This window comes from Streptomyces sp. WZ-12 (assembly GCF_028898845.1).
Taxonomy (GTDB): Bacteria; Actinomycetota; Actinomycetes; order Streptomycetales; family Streptomycetaceae; genus Streptomyces.
Window position 1 is genome coordinate 9,038,092 of the sequence record NZ_CP118574.1, and the last position, 22,150, is coordinate 9,060,241.

A 22,150-nucleotide genomic window follows, 5' to 3' on the forward strand; every position below is an offset into this window, starting at 1 on the left:
CGAAGGTAATTCTTCGGGCCGTTACCCATAGTTCAAGATGTGACTCCTCTCCGGTGACCCCGGACGCATTCCCGAGCCCTGATGGGGCGACCGAATACACACCCCCTGAAAGGGCGGAAGCACCATGCCGAAAAACCACGCACGCCTCCTCCCGCTGACGATGTCGCAGCAGGGGGTGTGGTACGGGCAGCAGTTGGATCCGCAGAGCCCGAAGTACAACATCGGTGAATGCATAGAAATCCAGGGCCCGTTGGACGAGGCCCTGTTCATGGCATCGCTGGAAAAAGTCAGCAATGGCTGTGACACGCTCAATATCGAGTTAATCGAGCAGGGTGACGACATTCGTCAACGCGTGGTGCCCGCGTTACCTGGACGTTCGCGCGCCATTGACCTCTCCGCCGAGCCGGACCCGGCCGGCGCCGCCGAGCGCTTCATGGCCGCCGACATGGCCACCACCGGCACGTCGACCCCGCCGCACCACGCCTTCGCCCTGCTCACACTGAGCCCCGACCGCCACTATTGGTACATCCGCTATCACCACATTGTGATGGACGGCCTCGGCTGCTCCGTTCTCGCACGCAAGGTGGCCGAGACGTATACCGCCGCGGTGCGCGGCGAGGCGGAGCCGGAATTATTCGCTCCGCTCAGTGCTCTCGTCGACGACGAGACGGCGTACCGGCAATCAGCTGATTTCCAACGGGACAAGGCGTATTGGACCGAGAAATTCGCTGATTTCACCCGGGCCGACGGTGCCGCCGGTAACGCGCTGCTCGTTGCCGCTCACCAAATCGGTGACGAAGCCCCTACGCCACAGGACGTCGCTTCACGACCGGGGGCCGGCGACGAACGGCATGCGGCGGGCGGTAATCATCTGCACCAGGGCGAGACCCTCGACCCGCAACTGATGGACGGCCTGCGCGCGTTGGCCACCGCGACCAGAACCACCTGGTCCGCCGTCTTCGTCAGCGCGGTCGCCGCGTACCTCGGCCGGGTCGCCGGCGCGAGCGACGTGACCGTCGGACTCGCCTCGAACGGCCGCCCCGGCCGTCTGCGCGCCATCCCGGGCATGACGGCGAACATCCTCCCGCTGCGCGTGCGGATCACTCCGGACATGACCGTCGAAACGCTGGTGCGGACCGTCGCCGCCGAGATGCGGTTGGCGCTGCGCCACCGTCGCTACTCCAAGGAGCAGCTCGCGCGCGACCTCAGGATCACCGGCGACGCGGCCCGGATGTGTGACGTGGTCGTGAACGTCATGCCCTACGAGTACGCCCTCGACTTCGCCGGAAGCGCCGGCGTTTCAAGGCTGCTGTCCACCGGCCCGGTTGACGAGCTCTCCCTCTTCCTCTCCGAGCGGTCAGAGGGGAAGGGGCCGCTGATCGGCTTCGACGTGAACCCGGACCTGTACCGCCCCGAGGACATCAGGCCACACCAGCAGGGCATCACCACGCTCGTCGCCGAACTCTCCCGGGCCGACGCCACGTCTCCGCTCTCCCGCCTCGCGATCCTCGACGAGCAGACCGCCGGCCAGGTGCTTGCGGCAGGGCGCGGCGCCCACCTCGAACGACGAGGCGACGAGTCGGCCCGACAGGCATCGCTCCCCGAGTTGTTCGCGGCGCGGGTGGTTGCGGATCCGTGTGCGGTGGCGGTGTCGGGTGGTGAAGTGGCTTTGTCGTATGGTGAGTTGGGGGAGGTTTCGGGTGTTTTGGCGTTGTGTTTGGTGGGGTGTGGTGTAGGGGTTGAGGGTGGTGTGGGTGTGTTGTTGGGGCGTTCTGTGGGGGTGGTGGTGGCGTCGTTGGCTGTGGTGCGGGCGGGTGGTGTGTATGTGCCGTTGGATGCTCGTTGGCCTGTGGAGCGGTTGCGTCAGGTGGCGGATGTGGGTGGCATCCAGGTGTTGGTGGTTGGTGTGGAGTTGGCTGGTCATGTGTGGGTTGAGGAGGCGCGTGCGTCTGTGCCGGTTGTGGTGGTTGATGGGGTGGGTCGGGTGGTTGAGGGTTCGCGGTCGGTGGGTGGTGTGGTGTTGCCGTCGGTGGTGGGGGGTGAGCGGTTGGCGTATGTGATGTTCACGTCTGGTTCGACGGGTGTGCCCAAGGGGGTGGGGGTGTCGCATGCGGATGTGGCGGCGTTGGCGGCAGACAGTGCGTGGGGTGGCGGTGTTGCGGATGCGGTGCTTTTGCATTCTGCGTATGTCTTTGATGCCTCGACTTTTGAGATTTGGGTGCCGCTGCTGCGGGGTGGGCGTGTGGTTGTTGCGCCGGAGGGTGCTGTTGAGCCTCATGTCCTGCGTGACATCGTCGCTGCTGAGCGTGTCACCGGCCTGTTCCTGACCACCGCCCTGTTCAACGTCATCGCCGAAGTCGACCCGCAAGCCCTCACCGGGGTCCGCGCGGTCTGCACCGGCGGCGAACGGGCCGCGCCCCATGCCATGCAGCGCCTCGCCCGCGAACTGCCCAGTACGCGGGTCCAGCACGTCTACGGGCCGACGGAGACGACCACGTTCGCCACCCGGTACCACGTCACCCCCGACACACTGATGGGACCGCCGCCCATCGGCCAACCGCTCGACGGCATGCGCGCCTACGTCCTCGACTCCGCCCTGGGACTCGTCCCGCCCGGGGTCGCAGGTGAGCTGTACCTGGCAGGCAAGGGCGTAGCACGCGGCTACGCAGGCCGCCCGGGGCTGACCGCGACCCGCTTCGTCGCCGACCCCTTCGACCCGTCGGGCGGGCGGATGTACCGCACCGGCGATCTGGTCCGGTGGGACGAGGACGGGCGGCTGGTCTACCTTGCCCGCGCCGACGACCAGGTCAAACTCCGCGGCCACCGCATCGAGCCCGGAGAGATCGAAAGCGTCCTCGCCGAACTGCCCTCGGTGGTCGCCGCCTGCGTCGTCGTACGCGAAGACCTGCCCGGCGACCGGCAGTTGGTGGGCTATGTGGTCCCGGCGGACGGCTCGTCCGTGGACGAGGGTGAACTGTCCTCGTCGGTGGGCCGCGTCCTTCCCGCCTATATGGTCCCCTCGGTCTTCGTGCCCCTCGCGACGCTGCCGCTGACGCCGAACGGGAAGGTCGACCGCCGGGCCCTGCCCGCGCCCCGGCTGCCGGAACGCACCGCCGGGCGCGGCCCGCGCACCGTCCGCGAGGAACTGCTGCTGGCCTTGTTCGCCGACGTCCTCGGCACCGACGGCATCGGCGTACACGACGACTTCTTCGCCCTCGGAGGGCATTCGCTCCTGGCGACGCGCCTGGTCAGCCGCGCGCGCTCGGCACTCGACGCCGAACTGGACGTGCGCACGCTCTTCCAACACCCGACCGTCAGCGAACTCGCCACCGCGCTCGACACGGCCGACCGGGCGCGGGCCGCCCTGGTCCGCGAGGAGCGCCCGCGGGATCTCCCGTTGTCCTTCGCGCAGCAGCGCCTGTGGTTCCTCAACCGGCTTGAGGGGCCCGGCGCCACCTACAACATCCCGCTGGTGCTACGGCTCGACGGCCCCCTGGACCTTGATGCCCTGCGCGCCGGGCTCGCGGATGTCGTCGAGCGCCACGAGACCCTGCGCACCGTCTTCGTAGAGGAGGGCGGAGCGCCGCGCCAGCATATCTGCGACGCGGCGCAAGCGGCCGGGCTGGTGCCGCTGGGCTTCGAGGAGGCGCCGGGCGGCGGAGACCCGGCCGTGGTCGAGCAGTGGGCCGGTGAAGAGATCCGCTCGGCGGCGACCGGAGCCTTCGACCTGTCGGGAGACCCCGCGATACGGGTGCGGTTGCTGCGACTCGGTGCCGACGCGCACGTACTCATCCTGGTGGTGCATCACATCGCCGCGGACGGCTGGTCGTTGGCGCCGCTGGCTCGCGACCTGGGTGCCGCCTATCGGGTGCGTGCCGAGGGTCGGGTTCCTGACTGGTCGCCGCTGCCGGTGCAGTACGCCGACTACACCCTGTGGCAGCGGCGCATGCTCGGCGAGGAGTCCGACCCCGAGAGCCTGACGGCCCGCCAACTCGACTTCTGGCGCCGGGCGTTGGCCGGCGTGCCCGAAACGCTGGCACTGCCACTGGACCGGTCCCGGCCCGCCGTGTCGCAGCACCGCGGTGACGCCGTCCCCTTCCTCGTCACGGCGGAAGTGCACCGGGGGCTCGTGGAGTTGGCGCGGTCGGGTGGCTGCACGTTGTTCATGGTCGTGCAGGCGGCGGTGTCCGTGCTGCTGTCCCGGCACGGTGCCGGCGACGACATCCCGCTGGGCACTGCGGTGGCCGGGCGGACCGATGAGGCCCTGGACGACCTGGTCGGGTTCTTCGTCAACACCCTCGTGCTGCGGACGGACCTGTCGGGCGCTCCCAGTTTCCGCGAACTGCTCGACCGGGTACGGGACTTCGCTCTAGCGGCGTTCGCCCATCAGGACGTGCCATTCGAGCGGTTGGTGGAGGCACTCAACCCGGTGCGGTCGCAGGATCGTCATCCGTTGTTCCAGGTGATGTTGGTACTGCAGAACCAGGCGGCGGCGGACATCGACCTGCCGGGGGTCGTGGTGACCGGGCAGCCCGTGCACACGGGTGTCAGCAAGTTCGATCTGACCTTCTCCCTCACCGAGAAGCGGGACGAGGCCGGTGGTATCGCGGGCATCGAGGGGCACTTGGAGTTCTCCACCGAGCTGTTCGAGCGCGACACCGTCCAGGCGCTGGCCGACCGCCTGTCGCGGTTGCTGGTGGCCGTGGTTGTCGACCCCGACCAGCGGGTGCACGACGTCGAGTTGTTCACCGATGAGGAGCGGTCGCGGGTGATCACTGCGGGGCACGGTGAGTCTCGGTGGGTGCCGGCGTTGACGGTGCCGGAGCTTTTCCGTGCGCAGGTGGTGCGGGTTCCGGGTGCGGTGGCGGTTCGGGATGGTCGGCGGGTGTTGACGTATGCGGAGTTGGAGGTGGAGGCGGAGGGTTTGGCGCGGTGTTTGTCGGGGTGTGGGGTTGGTCGGGAGGATGTGGTGGCGTTGGCGTTGCCGGGTACTGCGGAGATGGTTGTGGCGATGTTGGCGGTGTTGATGGTGGGGGCGGCGTATTTGCCGGTGGATCCGGCGTATCCGGCTGGTCGTGTTGCGTTTTTGTTGGAGGACGCTGGTCCGAAGTTGTTGATTACGGATCGGGTGGTTCGGGGTCAATTGCCTTCGGTGGGTGTGCCGTTGGTTGTGGTGGATGATGTGGCGTCTTGGTCTGTGGGGGGTGGGTGTGTTCCGGTGGGGCCGGTGTCGGCTGAGGGGTCGGCGTATGTGATTTACACGTCGGGTTCTACGGGGCGTCCGAAGGGGGTGGTGGTGACTCATGCGGCCTTGACGCAGCACATGGCGTGGATGGCTGACCATCTGGGGTTGACGGGTGAGGATCGGGTGTTGGCTCGGACGTCGCCGAGTTTTGATGCCTCGGTGTGGGAGATTTGGCTGCCGTTGCTGCATGGTGCGTCCGCCTGTTTGGTGTCGCCGGAGACTAATCGTGATCCGGATCAACTGCTTTATCGGATGCGGGAGTTTGGGGTGACGGTGGCGCAGTTTGTGCCGTCGCATTTGTCGTTGGTGTTGGGTGGTGGGGCTGGGGTGGTTCCTGGGTGTTTGCGGGTTGTGTTGTGTGGTGGTGAGCCGTTGCGGGGGGAGTTGGCGGCTCGGGTGGCTGAGGTGTGGTCGGTGGAGGTGCACAACTTGTATGGGCCGACGGAGGCGACGATTGATGCTGCTGCGCATGTGGTGGGTTCGGGTGAGGGTTTGGGTTCGGTGCCGTTGGGGCGGCCGATTTGGAATGCGCGGGTGTATGTGTTGGATGGGTCGTTGCGGGTGGTGCCTCCGGGTGTGTCGGGGGAGTTGTATGTGGCGGGTGGGTTGTTGGCGCGTGGGTATGTGGGGCGTCCGGGTTTGACGGCGTCTCGTTTTGTGGCGGATCCGTTTGGTGCGTCGGGTGGGCGGATGTATCGCACGGGTGATGTGGTGCGGTGGGATGCGTGGGGTCGGTTGGAGTATGTGGGGCGGTCTGATGACCAGGTGAAGTTGCGGGGTTTTCGGATCGAGTTGGGTGAGGTGGAGAGTGCGTTGACGGCACTCCCGGGCGTTATGGCGGCGCGTGCGCTTATCCGCGAGGACCGCCCCGGCGACAAACGCCTGGTCGCCTATGTCGTTCCCGCGGACGGCAGCACCGTGCATCAGGCCGCGCTGCGGACGGAGTTGATCGGCGCCCTGCCCGACTACATGGTGCCGGCCGCGTTCGTCGTCCTCGACGCGTTGCCGCTGCTGCCCAACGGCAAGGTCGACCGCCGCGCCCTGCCCGCCCCCGAGGCGTCGGCGGGCAGCGAGGGGCGCAACCCGCACACGGCCCAGGAAGAGATCCTGTGTGGTCTCTTCGCCGACGTGCTGGGCCGAGCCCGGGTCGGAGTCGACGACGGTTTCTTCGATCTGGGCGGGCATTCGTTGCTCGCCACCCGGCTCGTCAGCCGGGTGCGCTCCGTCCTCGGAGTCGAGCTCGCCGTCCGCACGCTCTTCCAACACCCCACACCCTCCGGTCTCGCCGCCGTGCTGGACGGAGCGGGGCGGGCCAGGACCTCGGTGGCGCGGGCAGAGCGGCCCACGACCGTCCCGCTGTCCTTCGCCCAGCAACGTCTGTGGTTCCTCAACCGACTTGACGGTCCCGGTGCCACCTACAACATCCCGCTCGTGCTGGAACTCGACGGGACGCTCGATGCCCGGGCCCTGCGCTCCGCACTCGGTGACGTGGTCGAACGGCATGAGGTGTTGCGCACCGTCTTTCCCGAGCGGGACGGCGTACCACACCAACGCGTGCTGGATTCCTCCTTCGTGGGCCTGGACCTGCGGGTGCGTGAGATCGCGGCGGACGCGCTCGACACGGCCGTGAGCGACGCGGTGACGAGTGCGTTCGACGTGATGACCGATCTGCCGCTGCGCGCCTGGCTGTTCAGGACGGATGCCGAACACCACGTGTTGGTGCTGGTCCTGCACCACATCGCCGGTGACGGCTGGTCCCTGGCACCGTTGGCCCGCGACCTGGGTGCCGCCTACCGGGCGCGCATCGCTGGCAAGGCACCCGACCGGCCGAGGCCGACGGTGCAGTACGCCGACTACACCCTCTGGCAGCGGGACATCCTCGGCGCGGAGAGCGACCCCGACAGCCTGGCGTCACAGCAACTCGCCTTCTGGCGGGACGCGTTGAACGGGCTCCCGGAACTGCTCGAACTTCCCCTCGACCGGCCCCGCCCGGCCGTCACGGACCCTTCCGGTGGTGTCTTCGTCCGCACGTTGGAAGCCGCGCTGCATCACCGGTTGCTCGATCTCGCCCGGTCCTCCGGCAGCACGCTGTTCATGGTGCTGCAGGCCGCCGTGGCGACGGTGCTCTCCCGGCACGGCGCCGGGTCCGACATCCCCCTCGGCACCCCTGTCGCAGGCCGTACCGACGAGGCACTGGACGATCTGATCGGCTTCTTCGTCAACACCCTCGTCCTGCGCACGGACGTGTCGGGCGACCCGACGTTCCGCGAACTCCTCGGCCGTGTTCGGGAGTTCGACCTCGCGGCGTACGCCCATCAGGACGTGCCGTTCGAATGGCTGGTGGAGAGCCTCAACCCGGTCCGTGCGCGCAACCATCACCCGCTGTTTCAGACGATGCTGGTGCTGCAGAACCAGGACACCGCCGACACCGATCTGCCGGGGCTCACGGTCGGCAGCCGACTGGTGCACAACGGGATCAGCAAGTTCGACCTGACGTTCGCCTTCGGGGCGGACGGCGCGCAGGGCGGGCTGACGGCCGGAGTCGAGTACGCGACCGCGCTCTTCGATGCCGCCACTATCGAGGCCCTGACCTGCCGCCTGATCCGGCTGCTGGAGGCCGTCGCCACCGATCCGGATCGCCCCCTGCACAGCTACGACCTGCTGTCCGACCGCGAACACGCCGAGGTCGTCGGCTGGGGCGAGGGTGCGCGGCTCCCGGCCGCTACGGCCGGGGCGAGCCTGCCCGAGTTGTTCGCGGCGCGGGTGGTTGCGGATCCGTGTGCGGTGGCGGTGTCGGGTGGTGAAGTGGCTTTGTCGTATGGTGAGTTGGGGGAGGTTTCGGGTGTTTTGGCGTTGTGTTTGGTGGGGTGTGGTGTAGGGGTTGAGGGTGGTGTGGGTGTGTTGTTGGGGCGTTCTGTGGGGGTGGTGGTGGCGTCGTTGGCTGTGGTGCGGGCGGGTGGTGTGTATGTGCCGTTGGATGCTCGTTGGCCTGTGGAGCGGTTGCGTCAGGTGGCGGATGTGGGTGGCATCCAGGTGTTGGTGGTTGGTGTGGAGTTGGCTGGTCATGTGTGGGTTGAGGAGGCGCGTGCGTCTGTGCCGGTTGTGGTGGTTGATGGGGTGGGTCGGGTGGTTGAGGGTTCGCGGTCGGTGGGTGGTGTGGTGTTGCCGTCGGTGGTGGGGGGTGAGCGGTTGGCGTATGTGATGTTCACGTCTGGTTCGACGGGTGTGCCCAAGGGTGTGGGGGTGTCGCATGCGGATGTGGCGGCGTTGGCGGCTGATAGTGCGTGGGGTGGTGGTGTTGCGGATGCGGTGCTTTTGCATTCTGCGTATGTCTTTGATGCTTCGACTTTCGAGATTTGGGTGCCGCTGCTGCGGGGTGGGCGTGTGGTTGTTGCGCCGGAGGGTGCTGTTGAGCCTCATGTCCTGCGTGACATCGTCGTCGCTGAGCGTGTCACCGGCCTGTTCCTGACCACCGCCCTGTTCAACGTCGTGGCGGAGGTGGACCCGCAGGCCCTGGCCGGCGTCCGGATGGTCTGCGCGGGCGGCGAAACGGCCTCGCCAGGAGCGATGCAACGCCTCGCCAGTCACCTGCCCGGCACGCGGGTCCAGCACGTCTACGGGCCGACGGAGACGACCACGTTCGCCACCCGGTACCACGTCACCCCCGACACACCGATGGGACCGCCGCCCATCGGCCAACCGCTCGACGGCATGCGTGCCTACGTGTTGGACGCCGGCCTGGCCAGGGTGGCGCCAGGCGTGACCGGAGAGTTGTACCTCGCCGGACCGGGCGTGGCCCGCGGGTATCTGGGCCGCCCCGGCCTGACGGCCACCCGCTTCGTCGCCGACCCGTTCGATCCGTCGGGCGGGCGGATGTACCGCACCGGGGACCTGGTCCGGTGGGACGAGGATGGGCGGCTGGTCTACCTCGCCCGCGCCGACGATCAGGTCAAACTCCGCGGCCACCGCATCGAACCCGGTGAGGTGGAGGGCGTGCTCGCCGGTCTGCCGGGCGTCGCCACCGCGCACGTGCGGGTACGGGAGGACCTGCCGGGCGACCGGCGGCTGGTCGGGTATGTGGTGCCCTCCGCAGGCGCGGAACTGGACCCCGCGGAACTGGCGTCGGATGCGGGACGGGTCCTCCCGGCGTACAGCGTTCCCTCGGCGTTCGTCATGCTCGACGCGCTTCCGCTGACGCCGAACGGGAAGGTCGACCACCGCGCGCTTCCGGTGCCCGAGGCGTCCGGTGCCGCTGAGGGCCGCGGCCCGCGCACGGCCCGCGAGGAGATCCTGTGTGGCCTGTTCGCCACGGTCCTGGGCGTCGACCGGGTCGGCGTGACGGACAACTTCTTCGCGGCCGGCGGACATTCGCTGCTGGCGACGCGACTGGTGAGCCGGGTGCGCTCCACCTTGGGCGTCGAGGTCGAGGTCCGCACGCTCTTCGCACACCCGTCGGTCGCCGGGCTCGCCGCGGTACTCGACAGCGCCGACGCGGCACGGCCGTCGGTACTGCCCGAACAGCGGCCCGAGGGCATGCCGCTCTCCTTCGCGCAGCAGCGCCTGTGGTTCCTCAACCGGCTTGAGGACCCTGGCGCCACCTACAACATTCCGATGGTGCTGCGGCTCGACGGCGCGCTGGACGTCCCCGCGCTGGGCGCGGCGCTCGGCGACCTCGTCGAGCGCCACGAGACCCTGCGCACGGTCTATCCGGTGACCGACGGCGTCGCCCGTCAGCTCGTGCTGGACGCGTCCGCCGTCGACCTCGCACCGCAGCCCCAGGACGTGTCGCCCGCCGAACTCGACCGGGCACTCACGGACAGCGTCAGTTGCGCCTTCGACGTGGCGAAGGACGTTCCCGTGCGAGCGCGATTGCTGCGGCTGGGCGCCGAGGCGCACGTACTGGCACTGGTGGTGCATCACATCGCGGCAGACGGCTGGTCGGTGGCGCCGCTGGCCCGGGACCTCGGCACGGCCTATCGGGCGCGGACCGAGGGCCGGGTCCCTGACTGGTCGCCGCTGCCGGTGCAGTACGCCGACTACACCCTGTGGCAGCGGCGCATGCTCGGCGAGGAGTCCGACCCCGAGAGCCTGACGGCCCGCCAACTGGACTTCTGGCGCCAACAGCTCGGCGGCATACCCGAGTTGGTCGAACTGCCGTGGGACCGGCCGCGTCCCGCAGTGCTGAAGCACGAGGGCGACGCCCTCACCTTCGTGATCGACCAGGATACGCACCGGGGGCTCGTGGAGTTGGCCCGGTCGTGTGGATGCACCCTGTTCATGGTCGTGCAGGCGGCGGTGTCCGTGCTGCTGTCCCGGCACGGTGCCGGCGACGACATCCCGCTGGGCACTGCGGTGGCCGGGCGGACCGATGAGGCCCTGGACGACCTGGTCGGGTTCTTCGTCAACACCCTCGTGCTGCGGACGGACCTGTCGGGCGCTCCCAGTTTCCGCGAACTGCTCGACCGGGTACGGGACTTCGCTCTAGCGGCGTTCGCCCATCAGGACGTGCCATTCGAGCGGTTGGTGGAGGCACTCAACCCGGTGCGGTCGCAGGATCGTCATCCGTTGTTCCAGGTGATGTTGGTACTGCAGAACCAGGCGGCGGCGGACATCGACCTGCCGGGGGTCGTGGTGACCGGGCAGCCCGTGCACACGGGTGTCAGCAAGTTCGATCTGACCTTCTCCCTCACCGAGAAGCGGGACGAGGCCGGTGGTATCGCGGGCATCGAGGGGCACTTGGAGTTCTCCACCGAGCTGTTCGAGCGCGACACCGTCCAGGCGCTGGCCGACCGCCTGTCGCGGTTGCTGGTGGCCGTGGTTGTCGACCCCGACCAGCGGGTGCACGACGTCGAGTTGTTCACCGATGAGGAGCGGTCGCGGGTGATCACTGCGGGGCACGGTGAGTCTCGGTGGGTGCCGGCGTTGACGGTGCCGGAGCTTTTCCGTGCGCAGGTGGTGCGGGTTCCGGGTGCGGTGGCGGTTCGGGATGGTCGGCGGGTGTTGACGTATGCGGAGTTGGAGGTGGAGGCGGAGGGTTTGGCGCGGTGTTTGTCGGGGTGTGGGGTTGGTCGGGAGGATGTGGTGGCGTTGGCGTTGCCGGGTACTGCGGAGATGGTTGTGGCGATGTTGGCGGTGTTGATGGTGGGGGCGGCGTATTTGCCGGTGGATCCGGCGTATCCGGCTGGTCGTGTTGCGTTTTTGTTGGAGGACGCTGGTCCGAAGTTGTTGATTACGGATCGGGTGGTTCGGGGTCAATTGCCTTCGGTGGGTGTGCCGTTGGTTGTGGTGGATGATGTGGCGTCTTGGTCTGTGGGGGGTGGGTGTGTTCCGGTGGGGCCGGTGTCGGCTGAGGGGTCGGCGTATGTGATTTACACGTCGGGTTCTACGGGGCGTCCGAAGGGGGTGGTGGTGACTCATGCGGCCTTGACGCAGCACATGGCGTGGATGGCTGACCATCTGGGGTTGACGGGTGAGGATCGGGTGTTGGCTCGGACGTCGCCGAGTTTTGATGCCTCGGTGTGGGAGATTTGGCTGCCGTTGCTGCATGGTGCGTCCGCCTGTTTGGTGTCGCCGGAGACTAATCGTGATCCGGATCAACTGCTTTATCGGATGCGGGAGTTTGGGGTGACGGTGGCGCAGTTTGTGCCGTCGCATTTGTCGTTGGTGTTGGGTGGTGGGGCTGGGGTGGTTCCTGGGTGTTTGCGGGTTGTGTTGTGTGGTGGTGAGCCGTTGCGGGGGGAGTTGGCGGCTCGGGTGGCTGAGGTGTGGTCGGTGGAGGTGCACAACTTGTATGGGCCGACGGAGGCGACGATTGATGCTGCTGCGCATGTGGTGGGTTCGGGTGAGGGTTTGGGTTCGGTGCCGTTGGGGCGGCCGATTTGGAATGCGCGGGTGTATGTGTTGGATGGGTCGTTGCGGGTGGTGCCTCCGGGTGTGTCGGGGGAGTTGTATGTGGCGGGTGGGTTGTTGGCGCGTGGGTATGTGGGGCGTCCGGGTTTGACGGCGTCTCGTTTTGTGGCGGATCCGTTTGGTGCGTCGGGTGGGCGGATGTATCGCACGGGTGATGTGGTGCGGTGGGATGCGTGGGGTCGGTTGGAGTATGTGGGGCGGTCTGATGACCAGGTGAAGTTGCGGGGTTTTCGGATCGAGTTGGGTGAGGTGGAGAGTGCGTTGACGGCACTCCCGGGCGTTATGGCGGCGCGTGCGCTCATCCGCGAGGACCGCCCCGGCGACAAACGCCTGGTTGCGTACCTGGTGGCCGATGCCGGGCAGGAGGTGGACGCCGTCGAGCTGCGGCGGAGCCTGACTGTGGCATTGCCCGACTACATGGTGCCGGCCGCGTTCGTCGTCCTCGACGCGTTGCCGCTGCTGCCCAACGGCAAGGTCGACCGCCGTGCCCTGCCCGCCCCCGAACCGGACACGCACCGGGCCGGCGGGCAGGCACCGCGCACCGACGGGGAACGGCTCCTGTGTGGGGTGATCGCCGAGACGCTCGGCATCCCTGAAGTCGGCGTCGACGACGACTTCTTCGCCCTCGGTGGCGACAGCATCCTGTCCATCCAGGTCGTCAGCAGGGCCCGTAGCGAGGGACTGGTCATCACCCCGCGCGACGTCTTCGTGCACCGGACGGTGGCGGCGATCGCGTCGGTCGCCGTGCCGCTGGGCGCGGAACCGGAGACCGCAGCCACCCCAGGCATCGGCGAGGTGCCGCTCACGCCCATCGCCGCCTGGTTCCTCGACCGGCCAGGCACATCCGACGGTTACAACCAGTCGAGCGTGCTGCGTTCACCGGCCGGCGCGACGGAGAGCGACATCGCCGCGGCGCTCCAACTCCTCCTGGACCACCACGACATGCTGCGGCTCCGGGTGACTGCCATGCCCGGGGGGCGCCCCGGTCTCGAAGTGCTGCCCCAGGGCGCCGTGAGCGCCCGCGCGCGGCTGACGCGGGTCGACATCGCCGGGCTCGACGGCGTCCGGACCGATGAGGCGGTCGCCGAGGCCGCGGAGGCCGCCCGCCTGCGGCTGCGGCCCGGCACCGGCGGCGTGCTGGAGGCCGTCTGGTACGACGCGGGGCCCGGCCGGCCCGGTCGGCTGCTGCTCGTCATCCATCACCTCGCGGTGGACGCGGTCTCGTGGCGCACCCTCACCGCGGACCTTGCCGCGGCCTGGCAGGCGGTCACCACCGGCGCGGCGGACGGCGGCACATCGCCCCTGCCGCCGGTGCGCACCTCCTACCGCAGATGGGCGGAGCTGCTGGTGGCCGATGCGCGCAGCGCCGAGCGCGCCGCTGAACTACCGCTCTGGCAGGAGATCCTGCGCACCGGGGACCCGCAGTGGGGATACCGACCGCTCGACCCGGACCGGGACACCGCCGACGGCGTGCGGACGCTGACGGTCACCCTGCCCGCACAGTGGACCGGGCCGCTGCTGACCACCGTGCCGACCGCCTTCCACGCGGGTATCAACGATGTGCTGCTCACCGGCCTGGCGCTGGCGATCGTCGGGTGGCGTGCCGAGCGCGGGGACGCGGGCGGATCCGCGGTGCTGCTCGACCTGGAGGGGCACGGTCGCGAGCAGATCGCCGAGCACATCGACCTGTCCCGGACCGTCGGCTGGTTCACCAGCATGTACCCGGTGCGGCTCGATCCGGGTCCGGTGAACCGGTATGAGGCACGGGCCTTCGACGCCCCGCTCGTCGATCGCGCGCTGAAGCGGGTCAAGGAACAGCTGCGGACCGTCCCGGACCACGGCATCGGCTACGGCCTGCTGCGCCACCTCAATCCGCGTACCCGCGACGTGCTCAGGGACGCCGTGACACCGCAGGTCGGCTTCAACTACCTGGGGCGCTATGCCGGTTCATCGGCAGCCGGTGACGCCGGGGACTGGCAGTTGCTCTTCGACGGGGGCGGGCCACGCAGTCAGGACCCGGACATGCCGGTGCACCACGTGCTGGACATCAACGCCTACACCAAGGACCTGCCGGAGGGGCCCCAACTGGTCGCCGGCTGGACCTGGCCGACGGATCTGCTCAAGGAGGAGGACGTCGAGGAACTGGCCGAAGGCTGGCTGCGGGCGCTGCGCGCCGTCGCGGAGCACGCTCAGTCACCCGACGCCGGCGGCTACACGCCCTCCGACCTTCCGTTGGTTTCGCTCAACCAGGCTCAGATCGATCGACTGCAGAACAAGCTGCAGAACAAGTGGGGTGGACGCAAGTGACCGGGTTTCAGTTGCAGGACGTCCTGCCGTTGACACCGCTGCAGGCAGGCATGCTGTTCCATGCCGTGTACGACTCCGAGGCGGTGGACGTCTACACCGCACAGTTCGTCTTCGACCTTGAGGGACCGGTCGACGCGGCGGTGCTGTACGCGGCCGTGAAGGGACTGCTGCGCAGGCACGCGAACCTCCGGGTGGGGTTCCTCCACGAAGACCTCGACGAGCCGGTCCAGGCCGTCGCCGTGGAGGTCCCACCGGTCTTCGAGGAACTCGACTTCGGCACCGGTGACGAGGCCGGACGGGCGGAGCGGTTCGCCGCGTTCCTGGCCGCCGACCGCACGCGGCGGTTCGACCTCTCCGAACCGCCCCTGATGCGCTTCACCCTGATCCGGAGGGAACACCACCGGTACCACCTGGTGATGACGAACCATCACCTCCTCCTCGACGGCTGGTCGATGCCGCTGCTGGTGCGCGAGCTGTTCGAGCTCTACGCGCGCGGCGGGGACGGCAGTGCGATGCCGCGCGTCGCCCCGTACCGGGACTACCTCGCCTGGCTGGCCGCCCAGGACCGGACGGCCGCGGCCGGTGCCTGGCGCGCGGCGCTGGCCGGAGTGGCGCAGCCGACCCTGCTGGCCGGCCAGCAGCCGGCCGCCGCGTCGTCGGGCGAGTTGCCTGAGCAAGTGGTGCTGAATCTGGGGGAGGCCACCACCGCCCGGCTGCGGGAGGCGGCCCGCCGGCACCGCCTGACGCTCAACACGGTGGTGCAGGGCGCCTGGGGCGTCCTGCTGCACCAACTCACCGGCCAGGACGACGTGTTGTTCGGCACCACCGTCTCGGGACGGCCGCCGGAGCTCCCCGGTGTCGAGACCATGGTCGGACTGTTCATCAACACGATTCCGGTCCGCGTCGGCATTCGCCCCGACGACACCCTGGCCACGCTGCTGCACCGGATGCAGGACGAGCAGGGCCGACTCCTGGGCTCCCAGTACCTCGGGCTGACCGAGATCCGCGCCCTGACCGGCCTGGACGACCTCTTCGACACGCTCGCCGTGTTCGAGAACTACCCCATGGATGCGGCGGCGCTGCGGCAGGCCCAGGAGGGCCTCCCGGGCCTTCGGGTCTCCGGCGTCCGGGGCACCGACGCGGCGCACTACCCGCTCACCCTCACGATCGCGCCGGGGGACGATCTGCGGATCACCTTCGGCCATCGCACGGACGCCTTCGCATCCGGGACCGTAGGGCTGATGGCCGAGCGGCTGCGGCTGCTGCTGGAAGCCTGCGCCGATGACCTCCAACGGCCGGTCGCCGGCCTGTCGGTGTTGCTCGACGGCGAGCGCGCACGCCTGCTCGACCAGGGGAGGGGCGCCCCCCTGCCGTCCGGTGCGTTGCGGGCCGGTCTGCCGGAACTGTTCGCCGCCCGAGCGGCTTCGAACCCTGACGCGGTGGCGGTCAGCCAGGGCGAACGTGCCTTGTCGTACGGGGAGTTGGCGGAAATCTCCGGATCCCTGGCACGATGTCTGACGGGTCTGGGCGTGGCCGCCGAGGACGGCGTCGGTGTGCTGGTCGGCCGCTCGGCCGCAGTCGTGACGGCCTCCCTGGCCGCGGTCCGGGCCGGCGGCGCATACGTACCGCTGGACGACCGCTGGCCGGCCGGGAGGCTGCGCCGGATATCCGCCTCCGCCGGTCTGCGCGCCCTCGTCGTCGCGGCGGACCTCGCCGGCCACCCCTGGGTGGCGGAAGCCCGCGACTGGCTCCCGGTCGTCGTGGTCGACACCGACGGCCGCGTCATCGACGGCACACCCGCCGAGCCGGGCCCGCTTCCCGCGCCGACCGGTGCCGCGCGGTTGGCGTACGTGATGTTCACCTCCGGCTCCACCGGCGAGCCCAAGGCCATCGGCGTCACCCACGCCGACGTGGCGGCGCTCGCCGCCGATGCCATGTGGCGCGGCGCCGCCGACGCGGTCCTGATGCACTCCGCCTATGTCTTCGACGCCTCGACCTGCGAGATCTGGGTCCCGCTGCTCAACGGCGGAACGGTCGTCGTCGCCCCAGACGGCCCGCTCGAACCGCACCGCCTGGGTCGCGTCCTGGCCGCCGAGCGGATCACCGCGCTCTTCCTAACCACCTCCCTGTTCAACCTCATCGCCGACGGCGATCCGCACCTGTTCGCGACCGTGCGCCTGGTGGTGACCGGCGGCGAGGCGGCGGCAGCGGGCGTCCTGCAACGCGCCGCGACCGCCTGCCCCCGGACGACGTTCGTCAACGGCTACGGGCCGACGGAGGCGACGACGTTCGCGACCCGGTATGAGGTGCCGTCGCAGCCGACCGCGGAACACCGGGTTCCGCCGATTGGCCGGCCGCTGGACGGCATGCGGTGCTACGTCCTCGATGCCCGGCTGCGGCCGGTACCCGCGGGCGTGGTGGGCGAGTTGTACCTCGCCGGACCGGGAGTGGCCCGCGGCTATGTGGGCCGACCCGACGCGACGGCCACGCGTTTCGTGGCCGACCCGTTCGACGCCGCGGGCGGACGGATGTACCGCACCGGCGACCTCGTGCGGTGGAACGACCGGGACGAACTCGAATACCTCACCCGCGCCGACGACCAGGTCAAACTCCGCGGCCACCGGATCGAACCCGGCGAGATCGAGGCCGCGCTCACCGCCCTGCCGACAGTGGCGGCCGCCTGCGTCGTCGTCCGCGAGGACACCCCCGGCGACCGGCGGCTGGTGGCCTACGCCGTGGCCGCGGACGGCACCACGACATCCGCGGAGGCGCTGGCGGAGCAGCTCGGCCGGACCCTGCCCGGTTACCTGGTCCCGTCGGCGTTCGTCGTGCTGGACGCGCTGCCGCTGACCCCCAACGGCAAGCTGGACCGACGGGCACTGCCGGCGCCCCAACACACCGCGGACGGCGCCGGACGCGGCCCACGCACCGTGCAGGAGGAACTGCTCGCCGACCTGTTCGCCGACGTGCTCGGCGTCGGCCGGGTTCCCGCCGACGAGAGTTTCTTCTCGCTCGGCGGACACTCCCTGTTGGCCACCCGCCTGGTCAGTCGCATCCGCACCACCCTCGGCGTGGAACTGGAAGTGCGCACGCTCTTCGAGCACCCCACCGTCGCGCGACTGGCCGCGGCCCTCGATGGTGCGGACGCGGCGCGGGACGCCCTGGTGCCCGCGCAGCGCCCGGCGAGGCTGCCACTGTCCTTCGCGCAGCAACGCCTGTGGTTCCTGGGCAAGTTGGACGGGTCCGGCGCCACCTACCACATCCCGCTGGTGGTGCGGCTCGACGGCCCGCTGGACATCGACGCGCTGGGCGCGGCGCTGGGCGACGTCATCGAGCGCCATGAGGCGCTGCGCACCGTCTTCCCCCAGCACGACGGTGAGCCCGAGCAACTGGTCCTCGGCCCGGCCCAGGCACCGCCCGCGCTGACCGTCGACGACGTCGAGGAGCCCGAGCTGCCCGCCCGGATCTCCGCCGCGATGGCCGAGCCGATCGACGTGGAAGCCCAACTACCGCTGCGCGCGAGTCTGTTGCGGATGGGCGCGGAGAGCCATGTGATGGTACTGGCGCTGCACCACATCGCCGGCGACGGCTGGTCGCTGGCGCCGTTGGCCCGCGACCTGGGCGCCGCCTACCGGGCGCGCGCCGGGGGTGGGACTCCCGACTGGTCGCCGCTGCCGGTGCAGTACGCCGACTACGCGCTGTGGCAGCGGCGCATGCTGGGGGAGGAGTCCGACCCTGACAGCCTGATGGCACGTCAACTGGACTTCTGGCGCCGGGCACTGGCGGGCGTGCCGGAGGAGCTGGTGCTGCCCTGGGACCGGCCGCGGCCCGCCGTGACCGACCACAGGGGCGAGGCCCACTTCTTCGGCCTGGACCAGGAAACCCACCGCGGACTCGTCGAGTTGGCGCGGTCCTCCGGCTGCACCCTGTTCATGGTCGTGCAGGCGGCGGTGTCCGCCCTGCTGTCCCGGCACGGTGCCGGCGACGACATCCCGCTGGGTACCGCGGTGGCCGGCCGGAGCGACGAGGCCCTGGACGACCTGGTCGGGTTCTTCGTCAACACCCTCGTCCTGCGCACGGACCTGTCCGGCGACCCCACCTTCCGCGAACTCCTCGATCGGGTACGGGAGTTCGACCTCGCCGCGTTCGCGCATCAGGACGTGCCGTTCGAGCGGCTGGTGCAGGCACTCAACCCGGCGCGGGCGCAGGACCACCACCCGTTGTTCCAGGTGATGTTGGTGCTGCAGAACCAGGCGACGGCCGGCATCGAGCTGCCCGGGATCACGGCGACCGGCCAGGCGGCGCACACCGGCATCAGCAAGTTCGACCTCACCTTCAGCTTCACCGAGACCCGGGACGCGGCCGGTACCGCCGCGGGCATCGACGCCCACCTGGAGTACTCCACCGAGCTGTTCGACGCCGAGACGGTGCACCGACTGGCCCACCGGCTGTGCCGCCTGCTCTCCGCGGTCGTCGCCGACCCCGACCTGCCCCTCCGCAACCACGACCTGCTCACCGACCAGGAGCGGGTGCGGATGCTGGGGGAGTGGGGACGCGGCCCCGCCGCGTACCCGCCGGCCCCGACGGTGCCGGAGCTGTTCGGGGAGTGGGTCGCCCGCACCCCCGACGCCCAGGCGGTCCGCGACGCGACGGGCACCCTGACCTACGCGCAGCTCGAAGCCCGCGCCAACGACCTCGCCCACCACCTCTCAGGACGGGGCATCGGCCCCGAGGACCTGGTCGCCCTCGCGCTGCCCCGCTCGGCAGACATGATCGTCGCGATACTGGCGGTACTGAAGACCGGAGCGGCCTACCTCCCCCTCGACCCCGCCTACCCGCCCGCCCGCATCTCCTTCATGCTCGACGACGCCGCGCCGGCCTTCCTGATCTCCACCACGACCCTCCGCGACGAACTCCCCACCGCCGCCCGCTGCCTGGCACTCGACGACGCCCCCGCCTGGTCCACCGGCCACACCGCACCCCCGCGCACCCGCCCCCTGCTCACCCACCCCGCCTACGTCATCTACACCTCCGGCTCCACCGGCCGACCCAAGGGCGTCGTGGTCACCCACCAGGGCGTCGGCGCGATGGTCCGCACGCAGGCGGAAAGGCTCCAACTCACCCGCACCAGCCGGGTGTTGCAGATGGCCTCGGTCAGCTTCGACGCGGCGTTCTGGGACATCTGCATGGGCCTGCTGACCGGCGCCTGCCTGGAGGTCGCCGACCCGGCGCAACTGGTACCGGGACCCCCGCTGGCCGGCCTGCTCGCCGAACGCGGCATCACCCACCTGACCCTCCCGCCCGCCGCCCTCGCGGTGATGCCCCAGCACGAGGGCATACCGGGCGGGACCACCCTGGTGCTCGCCGGTGAGGCGTGCCCACCGGCGCTGGTCGCCAGGTGGGCCGACGGCCGACGGGTGGTCAACGCCTACGGGCCGACCGAGACCACGGTCTGCGCCACCATGAGCGACTTCCAACATCCGACCGCGCCACAAACCCCGACACACCGGGTACCGATCGGCGTCCCGGTGCGCAACGCACAGGTGTATGTGCTCGACGCCACCCTGCAGTTGGTGCCACCAGGGGTCAGCGGCGAACTGTACGTGGCCGGCGACGGACTGGCTCGCGGCTACCTCCGCAACCCGGGCCTGACCGCCACCCGGTTCGTCGCCGACCCGTTCAGCCGCACCGGCGGACGCATGTACCGCACGGGCGACCTGGTCCGCTGGAACGACCGGGGCGAACTCGAATACCTCTCCCGCGCCGACGACCAGGTCAAGCTACGGGGCTTCCGCATCGAACTCGGCGAGATCGAGGCGGCGTTGGCCGCCGTACCAGGGATCACCGCCGCCTGCGCCGTCGTCCGGGAGGACCGGCCGGGCGACCGGCGACTGGTGGCCTACGCCGTCCCCGCCGACGGGCAGCGGGAGACGGCACCCGCCCGGATGCGCCAGGCACTCGCCGCGCAACTGCCGGAACACATGGTGCCGTCCGCGTTCGTCACGCTCGACGCCCTGCCCCTGACCCCGAACGGGAAGATCGACCGGCGCGGACTGCCCGCCCCCGGCCCGGCCACGGGCCCGGCCGCCGGACGGGCGCCGGACACCGAGCGGGAGAAACTGCTGTGCGAGGTGTTCGCCGAAGTCCTCGGCGTGCCCGAAATGGGCCTGGACGACGATTTCTTCGAGGCCGGCGGACACTCCCTGCTCGCCGTCAAGTTGGCCCAACGCATCGAGGACCGGTTCGGCACACGGCTGTCGATGCGCGCCCTCTTCGCCGCACCCACCCCGGACGGCGTGCGGTGCCTCCTGGACGATCCGGACGGCGGCACCGCGGACACACCCGGCCCCGACCCCCGGCAGGACGCGCGCCTGGCACCCGACATCGCCCCGGAGATCAGGCCCCTACCCGGCGAACCCGCTGGCCCCCGCCGCCCGTTGCTCACCGGAGCCTCGGGCTTCCTCGGAGCGTTCCTGCTCCGCGACCTGCTGGAGTCGACGCAGGCCCCGGTGGACTGCCTGGTGCGGGCGCGCGACACCGCCGAGGGGGCCCGCAGGCTGCGGTCCGGCCTGGAGCGGTACGGACTGTGGCAGGAGCACTACGGCGAGCTGATCCGTCCCCTGCCGGGTGACCTGAGCGCGCCGGGCCTGGGCCTGTCCGACCGGGAGCACCAGGCACTGCGCAAGCGGGTCGGCGCCGTCTACCACAACGGCGCCAGGGTCAACTTCGCCGCCCCCTACACCGAACTCCGCGCTGCCAACGTCACGGGCACCGAGGAACTCCTGCGGATCGCCGCCGCATCGGAGTTCGGCGGCATGCACTACATCTCGACCACCGGCGTGTACGCACCCCACACCGCCGACGGCCAACCCCGCACCGAAGCCTCCGCCATCGGCCCCGTGCACGAACTGCCCGACGGCTACGCGCAGAGCAAGTGGGTCGCCGAGGAACTCGTCCGCATCGCACGGAGCCGCGGCATCCCGGTCACCGTCTACCGCCCCGCGCGCATCTCGGGCGCCACGCGCACCGGCGCCTGTCAGGACCGCGACCTGCTGTGGCAGTACATCAAGGGATGCCTCCAGGCACAGGCGGTCCCCGAGGGGGCCGACGAGTCGACCGACTGGATACCGGTGGACTACGTGAGCGCGGCAGTCGTCGCCCTCGCCAACCACCAGCAGACGATGGGCAATCCGGCCGGCCAGGCACCGACCGCCTTCCACCTCACCCACCCCGCGCCGCCGATGCTCTCGCAGGTGTTCCGGGCAGCGGTCGCGCTGGGCCACCCGGTGCGGCCGGTGCCACTCGACCACTGGCGCAAGCTGGTGGCCGACCAGCCGGACAACGCCGCCCAGCTCTTCCTCGGCGCCGGCAGCCAACAGGCGGCCGACGAAACGGCGGCCGGGGCAGCCCGCGCACGCCGGACCTTCGACTCCTCCGCAACGCACCGCGCGGCGGCGGCATCGGGAGTCCACCTCCCGCCCCTCACCGACGACACCGTACGGGCCTACCTGACGTACTTCGCCCGCACGGGATTCCTCCCCCTGCCCGCCCAGGATCGGTGAACCGGCCCGGGCCGGCGCGTCCGCCCGGCACCGGCGACGCGCTCGGCGCAGAGAGGACCTACGCGGAGGGCTTCACGCTCTGCCCCTCGACCCGCACCCGTCGGGTCGAGGGGCAGAGCACGTCCCC

General features: G+C 70.1%; 2 protein-coding genes. Both read left to right on the top strand.

All coding sequences use genetic code 11. The annotated features are described in order from the left end of the window. The first annotated feature begins 124 nt into the window (after positions 1-124). On the top strand, positions 125-14,461 hold the full coding sequence (locus tag PV796_RS39725; RefSeq protein WP_274918735.1) for a non-ribosomal peptide synthase/polyketide synthase: 14,337 nt from the start codon (positions 125-127) through the stop codon (positions 14,459-14,461). Next, positions 14,458-22,023, top strand: coding sequence for a non-ribosomal peptide synthetase (locus PV796_RS39730; protein WP_274918736.1), 7,566 nt, complete (start codon positions 14,458-14,460; stop codon positions 22,021-22,023). The genes PV796_RS39725 and PV796_RS39730 overlap by 4 nt, the downstream gene beginning before the upstream one ends. Positions 22,024-22,150 lie beyond the last annotated feature (127 nt).